We start from the raw sequence: 10829 nt of genomic DNA on the forward strand, positions 1-10829 counted from the left end.
GCTAGGCAAGTTTACCGCCATGCAGGCCGCCCGGGCCGCCGCCATAGAGCCAGTCCCAGCGCGCCATCACCGCATCGGGGCGGCTGGCAGCGGCCCGGCCCAGCGGCAGGCGCATCGCCAGCGTGGCGAGCGGATTGCCCTCGTGGAAATCCACCCCGTTCGATCGCGCCATCGCCTGGATGCGCGCGGTGCGCGGCTGGCGCAGCGCGAAGAAGCGGGCGAGCGCGGGCTCCGGATCGCCCGTCATCGGCAACAGTTCCGCCAGCGCAAAGCCATCCTCAATGCCCATCGCGGCCCCCTGCGCCAGGAACGGCAGCATCGGGTGGCAGGCATCGCCGATCAGCACCGCGCGGCCCTTGTGCCAGGCGCGCATCGGCTTGCGGTCGTGCAGCGCCCAGCGCAGCGGATGCTCCACCCGATCGAGCAGCCGGGTCAGTGCATTCCATCCGGCAAAATCGGCGCGCAGCCGGTCGGCATCGCCGGGCAGGTTCCAGCCCTCTTCGCGCCAATCGGCCTGTTCGGTTACCGCCACCAGGTTCACAAGGTCCGGGCGGATGCGATAGGTCACCGCATGGCGGCGCGGGCCGAGCCACGCGCCGACGCCGGGCGGCGGCGCGGCAGGATCGGCAGGGTCGATCCGCACCAGCGCGCGCCAGGCGACATGGCCGGTAAAGCGCGGGGTATCTGGCCCGACCAGGGTGTCGCGCACCTGTGAGCGAATACCGTCCGCACCGATCAGCAGATCGGCTGAATGGGCGTCCCCCGATGCTGTGGTGATAGCGACGCCGTCCGGGCGATGGTCGATGGCGGCTAGCGTCACGCCGAGCGCAAGTGCACCGGGCTGCGCCCGTTCGAGCGCCTCGGCGAGGATGCCGACCAGATCGGCACGGTGCAGCGTGACATAGGCTGCGCCCCAGCGCCGCTTCGCCGCTTCGCCGAGTGGAACCTTCAGGATCTCGCGCGCGCTGCGGCCATCGCGCAGGGTGATCGCCGCCGGGGCCTGGCCCGCGCTGGCCACGGCCTCGCCCAAGCCCAGCGCAGCCAGCACGCACATCGCATTGGGGCCAAGCTGCAGGCCCGCCCCCACCTCTTCCAGCGCTGCAGCCTGTTCGATGACCTGCACCGCATGGCCCTTGCGCACCAGCGCGAGCGCGGCGGCCAGCCCGGCAATACCGGCCCCTGCAATCAGGATGCGCATCGAACTGTCCCGGGGCTGGCCATAAGCCTGTCTAGCGCGCCGCGCGGTCCATGCAACCGCCCGGTCTTTCGCTGGGGCGGATCAGCCGCTATGCCTGCTGCCATGCTGCCCTCGCTGCTCATCATCGACGATTTTCTGGCCGATCCGCACGGCGCGCGCGCCGCCGCCTTGGGCCTGGGCTATGACCCTGCAACGCGCAAAGGCAATTATCCCGGCACCTTGTCATCTGCGCCGCTCGCCATAGCCGGGCTGGAAGCGGCGGTGGCGCGGATCATCGGCGTGCCGGTGGTGCCGCAACCGGGGACCACGCACGGCCATTGCCGGCTGACGCTGAAGGGCGATCGCGGTGTCAGCGGCGTGCATATCGACCCATGCTTCTATTCGGGCATCCTCTATCTCAGCCGCGACGAGGATGCGCGCGGCGGCACCGATTTCTTCCGCCACAAGCGCACGGGGCTGGAAAAGGTGCCCAGCGATCCGCTGGCCCTGGCTGAAAGCGGCTATGCGGACGTCAACGCCCTGGTCGAGGATGTGGTCAACCGTGACACCTTTCACGCTGCGAAATGGGAGCGGGTGATGCGCGTGCCGATGCGCTTCAACCGGCTGATCCTGTTCAGCCCGTGGCTGTTCCACAATTCGGCTGACGGCTTTGGCACCAGCGGCGACAATGGCCGGCTGGTCCATCTGCAATTCTACGCCAGGGGCTGACCGAACCCTAGTCCTGCGGCGATTCGTCGCCCGAATCCATCGCGCGCGCCTGGGCCTTGCGGCGCTTGAGGTTGGCGCGCAGATTGGCGGCGAGCCGGGCCTTGCGGTCGTCTGCTGCGCTGGATGGGGTCGGTGCTGGGGGCTTTTTCATGGGCTTTGCTGCATATCGTCGCACCGGCGGATTTGGCAAGGCTGGCGAGGGTTGACAAACCATCGGCACCTGCGCATAGGCGCAGGCCTTGCGAGCGGGCAGCCATGCTCCCCGCATCGACAGGCAAGCGAAATGGTGTGCTGCTGTAGCTCAGTGGTAGAGCGCATCCTTGGTAAGGCTGAGGTCGGGAGTTCAATCCTCCCCAGCAGCACCATTTCGCACCTCCCCCTCAATAAGGCGGTTTCACTCGCTCCCTTTGCGCCGCTGCGGCGTCTGCCCACCAGCTCAACTCATCGGCAAATCGCCCGAAGCTGCGCTCGAGCGATGCGCCGCCTGGTCCGATCGGCTCGCCCTGTTCGTCGAGCGTCTGGGTGATCTGTCCGACCGAAATCATGCTCGGAATCACCACCATGCCCATTTCCGACAGCGTCGGGTGCCAGGCATGGCCTGCGCGAACGCCCGCGAAGCGCCCGGCGGAATAGGTGGCAAGGGCCGCTGGCCGCCAGAACCATTCTTCCAGAAAATGATCGGTCAGGTTCTTGAGGCCGGGCTGCACGCCCCAATTATATTCGCCCGCAACGAACAGGAACGCGTCTGCCGCCCTGATCTTGTCGGCCAGCGCCTGCATGTCCGCAGGCGCGGTGCCAGGCTCGTATTCCTTGTACATCCGGTCGAGCATCGGCAGCCCGACCGCCTTGGCATCGACAAGCTCCGCCTCGACCCCGCGATCGGCAAAGCGCTTCACGCAATAATCAGCGAGCCTGATACCCGCCCGGTCGGAGCGGTATGATCCGTACAGCACCAGCAATTTCTTCATCGGCAATCTCCTGTCCCGATGGATACGGCCGGATTGCCGGACGGTTCAATCGGTGAACACCACCGTCTTGGTGCCATTGAGCAATACCCGGTCGGCCAGATGATGGCGCACCGCGCGCGCGAGCACGCGGCGTTCGATATCGCGGCCTTTGCGCACCAGCGTGTCGGGCGAATCGGCATGGGTGATCTGTTCGACATCCTGCGCGATGATCGGCCCTTCATCGAGATCGGCGGTGACATAATGCGCGGTCGCGCCGATCATCTTCACCCCGCGCGCATGCGCCTGGTGATAGGGCTTGGCGCCCTTGAAGCCGGGAAGGAAGCTGTGATGGATGTTGATGCAGCGGCCTGAAAGAAATGCGGCCAGATCGTCGGACAGGATCTGCATGTATCGCGCCAGCACGACCAGCTCGGCCCCGGTCTGGTCGACCACCGCCTTCACCTGGGCCTCCTGATCGGCCTTGGTCTCGCGGGTGACGGGCAGGTGGTGGAAGGGAATGCCGCCAAGGTCGATCCCGGCCAGCGTTTCGACCGGGTGATTGGAGATGATGCCGACCACGTCCATCGGAAGTTCCCCGATGCGCCAGCGATAGAGCAGATCGGCAAGGCAATGGTCGAATTTGGAGACCATGATCAGCACCTTGCGCGGCGCATCGGCCAGGCGCAGCGACCAGTGCATCGCATATTCGCCGCCCAGCTCCTCGAACCGCGCCGCCAGCGCCGATGTCAGCGTATCGGGCAGGGTGAAGACGACGCGCATGAAGAAGCGCCCCGTTTCCTGATCCTCGAACTGCGCTGCCTCGCGGATATTGCCGCCGGTGGCAAACAGCAGGCCCGTCACGCGGCTGACGATTCCGGGGCGGTCAGGGCAGGACAGGGTGAGGATATGCAGTGCGTCGGTCATGATCGGCCTTATAGTGTCGGACAGAGCCGATCTTGCCGATCCTCGCGCCTGCGTCGAGTCTCATTCGGCGAGCACGTCGTTCCATTCCGGGTGACGACGGAACGCGGCAACGACATAGCTGCAGCGCGGAATCACCTGCCATTGCTGCTCGCGCGCGCTGGCGATCAGGGCATCGACCAGCTTGCCGGCCAGGCCCTGTCCGCGCATCGAATCGGGGACATAGGTGTGGTCCGCGCTGACCCGTTTCTGCCCGCCGACCGCAGGGGCATGGGCATAGGTCAGTTCGGCCTCTGCACCTTGCGCCCGATAGACAAAGCGCCCGCCTGCGCCGGTGGTCTCGTGCGCGATTGCGATGTCGGGCTGGTCGGTCATGGCGCTGCTCCTGGCTTTCGGTGGCTATGCTGTCTCGCGTCGGCCCGATATGGGAAAGGGGCCGGGCCTCGGCAACCGGGACGCGCAAGCTGCCAAATCGTTGCGCTTCTGCAACGCTGGTGGCGCGTCGTGCGCGCTCTTTGCCACGGTTGGTGCATCAAACCCTTTATCTATCCGAAGACTTGGCCTATATCGCGCGCTCGAAGAAACATCAGGAGATTTCGCTATACGTCCGCCAGCACCCCGTCGCGGCCTTGTTCTGCCACCCAAATCCGGCCCGCGCTTCAATCAGTTCATCCAGTCGCCCCAGGTTCGGGTGATCGATGAGAATGGCGAAAATCTTGGCGTATTGCGTACCGCAGATGCGATAGAGCGTGCCGCTGCCGTGGGCCTCGACCTGGTCGAGGTCTCCCCCAATGCCGAGCCGCCGGTCGCCAAGTTCCTCGACGTCGGCAAGTACAAGTACGAGGCCCAGAAAAAGGCCAATGCCGCGCGCAAGAACCAGAAGACGCAGGAGATCAAGGAGATCAAGATGCGTCCCAACATCGATGACCACGACTATATGGTCAAGATGAAGAAGGTTCATGCGTTCATCGACGAAGGCGACAAGGTCAAGATGACCCTGCGCTTCCGTGGCCGCGAATTGTCGCACCAGCAGCTGGGCATGGCCCTGCTTCAGCGCGTGCAGGAAGACGTCAAGGAAGTCGCCAAGGTTGAGGCCTATCCGCGCATGGAAGGCCGCCAGATGCTGATGGTGCTGGCACCCAAATAAGAGCGTGCTGGCGCCCCCCTAGGGTGCTGATGGCCGGAACGGACCGCTCCGTCGCCCGAAAAGGGTGCGTTCAGCGGTCCGTGGCGCGGATCTCGTAGCTGATCGTGGCGCTGTCATTGGCGGGCACGGTCACCTGCCAGACATGCTTTCCGTCCTTGCGAATCACCTTGGCGGTCGCGCTTTGCAGATCGGCATCGGCGACCTGGGCCAGGTCGATTTCCGCGGTGATCGGCTCGGCATTGGCATTGGTCAGCACCAGCTTGCGCGCTTCATTGGCCTTTTTGCGTGATCCCGGCAGCGACTGCACCGCCAGTTGCACCGCATCGCTCTGGCCGATGGTGAATTTCACCTCCTGCCCCACCGCATAGTCGCGCATCCGGCCCTGGCCGATCAGCAGGCCGCCGTTCTGCCGGTTGTCCTCGCGCGAGCCATCAAACACCGCGATCCGGCCCGAAGGCAGCGGCAGGCCAAGGCCGCTCGCGGTCTTGTTGTCCATGCGCAGCTCGATCTGCAACGGCTGGGGTACGCCCTCGCCATAGCCCAGTGCATTGCCGCGATAGACGAGCTTTGCTGGCACATTCGCTTTCGACAGCAGCTTCACCTGCTTCTGCCCTTTCGCCGCGACGGTCGAGCGGAAGGGGACGCGGTAGAGCTTGAGATCGCCCAGCGCCTCCAGCTCCGCCTCCACCATGCGCGATGCCGTGACCATGATCGCGTCCGCAGCTTCGGCACGTACCGCGCCGGTCCGCATGCGCATCGGCGCCATGGCCGGCGCTGGTGGCGGGGGCGGGGGTGGCGGCGGCGGAATGTTGTCCATGCCTTCCGCTGTGCTGCCGCGCGGCCAGCACTGAATGTAGAGCGATGTTGCCTGCGGCCGGTCGGCGAGGTTCCGCATTGGCTGGCGGGTGTTCAGCGTGCCGGCGATCACCAGCAATTCGGCATCGGCAAAGCTCTCGGCATTGCCATTGGCGAGCGTCAGCCACGAGAACAGGTCGACCGATTTGCCGTCTGCGCCGAGTTTCACGACATAATCGGCGTTCCAGTCGAACCCGGCAGCCAGATAGGTCAGCGTCACCTCGACTGTCGCCGCCTGGGGCGAGACGGTATCGACCGACAGCACCGGCGTCGCAAACAGGCCGCCGGGCAGGTTCTCGTAGATCACCTTTTCGGGCAGGCCCGAACATTCCAGCGCCTCGACCCCTGCTTCGGTCTGCACCACCAGCGCGCCTTGCGATCCGCTGCGGATCACGGCCTGCTGCTCCACAGCCTTGCCGGTGGCAGGGTCGGTCCGGCGCAGCGTCACCCGGTTGCCGAGCGACCCATCGACCAGTGCGCCGGGTGACAGCAGCTTCTTGTCGCGATTCTGCTCGATAAGTCCGCCAGGCAGCCCACGCACCACGGCAGATACCGCGACCATCCCCTCGGCGACCCCTGCAAAGCGGATGGTCGCCGGGCCAGCGGGGACGCTGATCGTGCGCTTTTCGGTGACGACAGCGAAACCGTTGAGGTAGGCGAGGTTCATCCCCCCGCCATTGCCACGCTGTGGGTCGCGATAAATGGTGACAGCGACCGAATCGGGCTTGGGGGATATGACTTCGGGGCCTGTCTGGGCTTGGGCGGGGGCGGCGGCACATACCAACGCCATCAATGCCCCAAGCGCCCACCCCCGTTTGTCCCGAGCGTGTCGAGGGACGTTACGCACCCCTCTCCGATTACGTCCCTCGAGTTCGCTCGGCACAAACGGAAGGGTGGCGGGGAGCTTGGGGCGCATTTCGATATCTCAGATCAATACCGCGTCTCGAAGGTCGCCGTGACCTCCGCGCTGCCGTTCGCTGGCACGTTCACCGCCCAGACCGCCGAATTGCTGTTGCGCCGTTCGCTCTTCAGGCTCTCGGTGACGATGCGCGTATCGGTCCAGCCGAAATCGAGCCCCGATTGCATCAGGTCGACGGTGACCGCGCCGTCGCGCGCATTGGTCAGCTCATAGCGCATGCTGGTCTGCCACTTCGTGTTCGAAAGCCGCTTGCGCTCCACCACCGTGGACTTGACCTTGACGTCGAACGCCTCGCCGGTCTTCAGCGCCAGCGCGCTGCCCATGGGCGTGTGGCCGATGGCATTTTCGCCGATGAACTGCGGCGATCCGCGCTGGTCGCGCTGATAGAAACGCACCGCGCCTGCTGGCAGCGCATCGCCCAGGCCGCCCGATTTGCTCGAGCTGAACTTGACCACCGTGTCCGCGCTTTGCGGTTCGCTCATGCTCGCCAGCCAGCCGACGCGATATTCGTACGCGCGCATCGCGGGGACGCCCTGCACGTCGAGAAAGCTGATCTGCTTGGTCTGGCGGTCGGCAATGGTCGTGCGGCCAACAGGGTACAGGTAATAGTCGCCCAGCCGCTCGCGGTTCGCGGTCTCGGTCCCGGCGCTGCGGATATTGCCGCGCCGGTTGCCAAAGCCCGATGCACCCTGCGGATTGCCCGCGACCAGCAGCGTATCGGCATTGCGATAGGTCGTGCCCGAACTGTTCGACAACGTCACCCAGCCCTGCACGTCGATGCTGCCCTTGGCCTCGTCGAACAGCGCGACATAATCCGCCGACCAGCCCATGCCCCCGGTGAGATAGCGGATTGCCGCATCGCGCTGTCCCGCGCGCTGACTGTCGACGGTGATGGAAAGCGTCGGGCGCGCGCGCAGATTGTCGGGCACCTTGTCGAACACCGCGCGCACCGGCAGGCCATCGTCGCGCAGCACCTCGATACGATTGCCGATCTGGACGACGACGCCCTGGTTGACCGACAGTACCTTGGCGCGCTCGCGCGTTTCCGCGCCGGTCGCCGGGTTGGTGCGAATGAGCGTGATCGTCTCGCCCACCGCCTTTTCCATCAGCTTGCCGGGGGTGAGCAGGTCATAGTCGAAATTCTGTTCGACGATCGTCGCGCCATCGGCGGCGAAGCTGACGGTTTCGGGCTGGATCTGCGCGGAGACATCGGGAAATTCGATCCGGCTGGTGCCGCTGGCGATGTTCAGCTTGCGGATGTCCTGCACCAATGAGGTGCCGCCATTGTACACCGTGACCGAGACATTGCCCTGCGTGCTCGGCGCGCTGGGATCGGTGGCATCCTGTGCCACTGCCGGGCTGAGGACCAACAGGCTGATCGCCGCTGCCCCCATCGAGAACCGTGACGAACGCTGCATGCTGACCTCCCCAGATATGTCGTTGATATGTGGCTTAAGGTGGCTCAAATGAACAGGGGCTAAATGGCTGGGCAAGCGCGGGTGCTGCGGCTAAGACATACCCATGCTCCGCATCGCCTCGTACAATATCAACGGCATCAAGGCCCGCTTGCCGCGCCTGCTCGAATGGCTGGACGAAACCCGGCCGGCTATCGCCTGCCTTCAGGAAATCAAGACGCAGGACGAGGGCTTTCCCGCCTCCGAGTTCGAGAAACTGGGTTACGGCGCGATCTGGCACGGGCAGAAGGGGTTCAACGGCGTCGCGATCCTGGCGCGCGATGCCCAGCCGGTCGAGGTGCAGCGCGGGCTGGCGGGCGAGCCGGAAGACGAGCATTCGCGCTATCTCGAGGCCGATGTCCATGGCCTCCGCGTCGCGTGCATCTACCTGCCCAATGGCAATCCGCAGCCGGGGCCGAAATTCGACTACAAGCTGCGCTGGATGGAACGGCTGCGCAAGCGCGCTGCTCAGATTCTGGCGGAGGAAGTGCCTGCGGTGCTCGCGGGTGATTACAATGTCATCCCGCGCGATAACGACACCTATTCGGTGCGCGCCATGGCATCGGACGCGCTGATGCAGCCCGAAAGCCGCGCCGCCTTCCAGCGCATCCTCGCCGATGGCTGGACCGACGCCATCGGCACGCTGCGCCCCGGCGGCGGGGTGTGGACCTATTGGGACTATCAGGCCGGCGCCTGGCAGCGCGACCACGGCTTCCGCATCGACCACCTGCTCTTGAGCCCGTCGGCCGCCGACCGCCTGAGCGCGATCGGCGTCGATAAGGACCATCGCGGCAGGGAAAAGGCCAGCGACCATGCACCTACCTGGGTGGAGCTCAAAGGCTAGACTCCCTGCCCATCAGCGTCACCCCCGCGCATGCGGGGGTCCCGCTTCTGCTCAAATGGTTGCGACAAAGCTGGATTCCCGCTTTCTCGGGAATGACGGGGCTGGGGATGAACCTGGCCCGTCAGGCGATCGTTGTGCCTGCGATCCGCTCGATCTCGCGCTTGGGCTCGTCGGGCTTGGCGGCTGATGGCGCGGTGAGCGATTGCAGCGCGGCGCCCGGTGCTACGCCGAGCAGCTGCTTGAGCCGGGCGCGGAAATTCGCGAGTTCGCTGCCCGAAAGCTGCGCGCGGGTGGTGAAGCGGACCGAGTTGGGATCGACCGCGCGGCCGCCGCGATAGAGTTCGTAATGCAGGTGCGGGCCGGTCGAAAGACCAGTCGAGCCGACATAGCCGATCACCTGGCCGCGCCGCACGCGCATGCCGTTGCTCACCGCGATGCGGCTCATATGGCCATAGCCGGTAGCGATATTGCCGCCATGCGCGATGCGCACGAAGTTGCCATATCCGCCCTTGCGCCCGGCATAGTTCACCACGCCGTCTGCGGTCGCATAGATCGGTGCGCCCGAACCCGCCTTGAAATCGATGCCGCTGTGCATCCGGCGGAAGCCCAGGATCGGGTGGCGGCGATAACCGAAGCCCGATGTCACCGCGCCGTTGACCGGGCGGGCGAATTCCCCGCGCGTCTCGCCGACGCCCGAGGCTTCGAACCATTGAACGTTGTTGCCGGTCTTCCAGCGCAGCATCTGGGCGCGCGGCTTGCCGCTGCGCTCAAGGCCAGCATAGAGCAACTCGCCCAGCTCGACCTCGCCGGTGGCGGCGCGCTTGTAATCGACGATGATGTCGAACTGGTCGGTCGAGCGGATGTCGTTGCCGATCGAAAGCTGGGTGCCCAGCGTGCGCAGATAGGCCTGGATGGCGGCGGGCGGGGCACCAGCGGCGCGGGCCGAACGATACAGGCTGGAGCCGACCGTGCCGCGAATGCGCAGCGGGGTGGCATCGACGAGGATCGGTTTTTGCACAAGGTCAAGCGCGGAGCCTGCGCGGACGATCTCGACATTGAGGTCGAAGCGCGCGCGGAAGGCGATCAGCTCGACCGGGCGCGGCTGGTTGCGCGCGAAACGGCGGCCCAGCGTGATGTCGATCCGCGTGCCGTCGCGGATATCGTCAAGCGGCACGACCGAGGAGACGAGATTGGCGACCGCCTGAGCATCACCGCTGCCGACGCCTGCGCGCTGCATCACGCGCAGGAAACTGTCGCCGCGACCGATGGTGGCGGCCAGTTCGATCGTCGGGCGTTCGGGGGCCTGGCGCAGCGCGACCACGGCGTCGGTCGCGGCCATGGCGCGGCCGGTATCGCTGCCGAACGCCATCGGCATGATCATCTGGCTGCGCAACTCCTCGCGCGCTACCGGGGCAGGGGGGGTGGCGACCGCGCCCAGCGGGGCGATGCCGGGTGACACGGCATAGGCGCCGGTGCACAGCAGGCACAGGGTGGCGAGCCCGCGAAACCATTCGAGGCTGCCGATATTCTGGCCCAGATCGGGCGCCCAGTTGGTGTCCTGGATGAACTGGCGGGTGCGGATCAGCCGCTCTTTCAGGCCCTTGATGCCGGTCGCTGGAGCGGGCAGGGCAGGCGCTGCAGGCCGGGTCGGGGTGGGCAGCACATCGGCCAGCGACAATCTGGCACTGGCGGCACCGGCCCCCAAAAGCTGTTCGCGTTGCTGAAACAAGACCGACCCCTTGCCGCCATTCCTCCCACGCATGTCCGGACCGGACTGGCGCGATGGCGTGTTTTCCTCGCCGGCAATCTGTGTGGAGAACACCGGTTAAAGTCAAA

11 protein-coding genes and 1 tRNA gene are annotated in these 10829 nt (G+C 65.8%); 4 read left to right on the forward strand and 8 right to left on the reverse strand.

Translation table 11 applies throughout. The features are described from left to right. Nucleotide 1: 1 nt before the first annotated feature. Nucleotides 2-1198, reverse strand: coding sequence for an FAD-dependent monooxygenase (locus OU999_15410; GenBank protein ID WAC23110.1), 1197 nt, complete (start codon nt 1196-1198; stop codon nt 2-4). Nucleotides 1199-1288: 90 nt separating this feature from the next. Between OU999_15410 and OU999_15415 the strand changes: the two genes are divergently transcribed. Continuing rightward, on the forward strand, nt 1289-1906 hold the full coding sequence (locus tag OU999_15415) for a DUF6445 family protein (protein WAC23111.1): 618 nt from the start codon (nt 1289-1291) through the stop codon (nt 1904-1906). 7 nt (nt 1907-1913) lie between these two features. Here OU999_15415 and OU999_15420 read toward each other — a convergent pair whose 3' ends face one another. Next, nucleotides 1914-2057 carry a hypothetical protein gene (locus tag OU999_15420; GenBank protein WAC23112.1) on the reverse strand — a complete coding sequence of 48 codons (144 nt, stop codon included), beginning with the start codon at nt 2055-2057 and terminating at the stop codon, nt 1914-1916. Between the two features lie 139 nt (nt 2058-2196). Here OU999_15420 and OU999_15425 point away from each other — a divergent pair. Continuing rightward, nucleotides 2197-2271 (forward strand) — tRNA-Thr (locus OU999_15425). A 15-nt stretch (nt 2272-2286) separates the two neighbouring features. Here OU999_15425 and OU999_15430 read toward each other — a convergent pair. The 3 genes from OU999_15430 to OU999_15440 are packed head-to-tail and all read right to left on the reverse strand — an operon-like array spanning nt 2287 to nt 4149. Then, nucleotides 2287-2874, reverse strand: a complete 588-nt coding sequence (locus tag OU999_15430) for an NAD(P)H-dependent oxidoreductase (GenBank protein WAC23113.1) — start codon at nt 2872-2874, stop codon at nt 2287-2289. Between the two features lie 45 nt (nt 2875-2919). Then, nucleotides 2920-3777 carry a formyltetrahydrofolate deformylase gene (gene purU, locus OU999_15435; protein ID WAC23114.1) on the reverse strand — a complete coding sequence of 286 codons (858 nt, stop codon included), beginning with the start codon at nt 3775-3777 and terminating at the stop codon, nt 2920-2922. 60 nt (nt 3778-3837) lie between these two features. Next, nucleotides 3838-4149: a GNAT family N-acetyltransferase gene (locus tag OU999_15440; GenBank protein WAC23115.1), complete on the reverse strand. Its 312-nt coding sequence runs from the start codon at nt 4147-4149 to the stop codon at nt 3838-3840. Between the two features lie 226 nt (nt 4150-4375). Here OU999_15440 and infC point away from each other — a divergent pair, with 226 nt between their 5' ends. Then, on the forward strand, nt 4376-4921 hold the full coding sequence (gene infC, locus OU999_15445; protein ID WAC25446.1) for a translation initiation factor IF-3: 546 nt from the start codon (nt 4376-4378) through the stop codon (nt 4919-4921). Nucleotides 4922-4991: 70 nt separating this feature from the next. Here infC and OU999_15450 read toward each other — a convergent pair whose 3' ends face one another. Continuing rightward, the gene (locus tag OU999_15450) at nt 4992-6443 is read right to left on the reverse strand and encodes a hypothetical protein (GenBank protein WAC23116.1); all 1452 of its coding nucleotides are present in this window, start codon (nt 6441-6443) and stop codon (nt 4992-4994) included. Between the two features lie 263 nt (nt 6444-6706). Then, nucleotides 6707-8113 carry a DUF4139 domain-containing protein gene (locus tag OU999_15455; GenBank protein WAC23117.1) on the reverse strand — a complete coding sequence of 469 codons (1407 nt, stop codon included), beginning with the start codon at nt 8111-8113 and terminating at the stop codon, nt 6707-6709. Nucleotides 8114-8216: 103 nt separating this feature from the next. On the opposite strand from OU999_15455, the gene xth reads away from it, so the two are divergent. Further along, nucleotides 8217-8993, forward strand: a complete 777-nt coding sequence (gene xth / locus OU999_15460; protein ID WAC23118.1) for an exodeoxyribonuclease III — start codon at nt 8217-8219, stop codon at nt 8991-8993. Between the two features lie 121 nt (nt 8994-9114). Here xth and OU999_15465 read toward each other — a convergent pair whose 3' ends face one another. Beyond that, complete coding sequence (locus tag OU999_15465) at nt 9115-10722, reverse strand: M23 family metallopeptidase (protein ID WAC23119.1); 1608 nt, start codon at nt 10720-10722, stop codon at nt 9115-9117. Nucleotides 10723-10829 lie beyond the last annotated feature (107 nt).

Origin of the sequence: Blastomonas sp. SL216, from assembly GCA_026625625.1 — a bacterium.
In the GTDB taxonomy this organism is placed as follows: domain Bacteria; phylum Pseudomonadota; class Alphaproteobacteria; order Sphingomonadales; family Sphingomonadaceae; genus Blastomonas.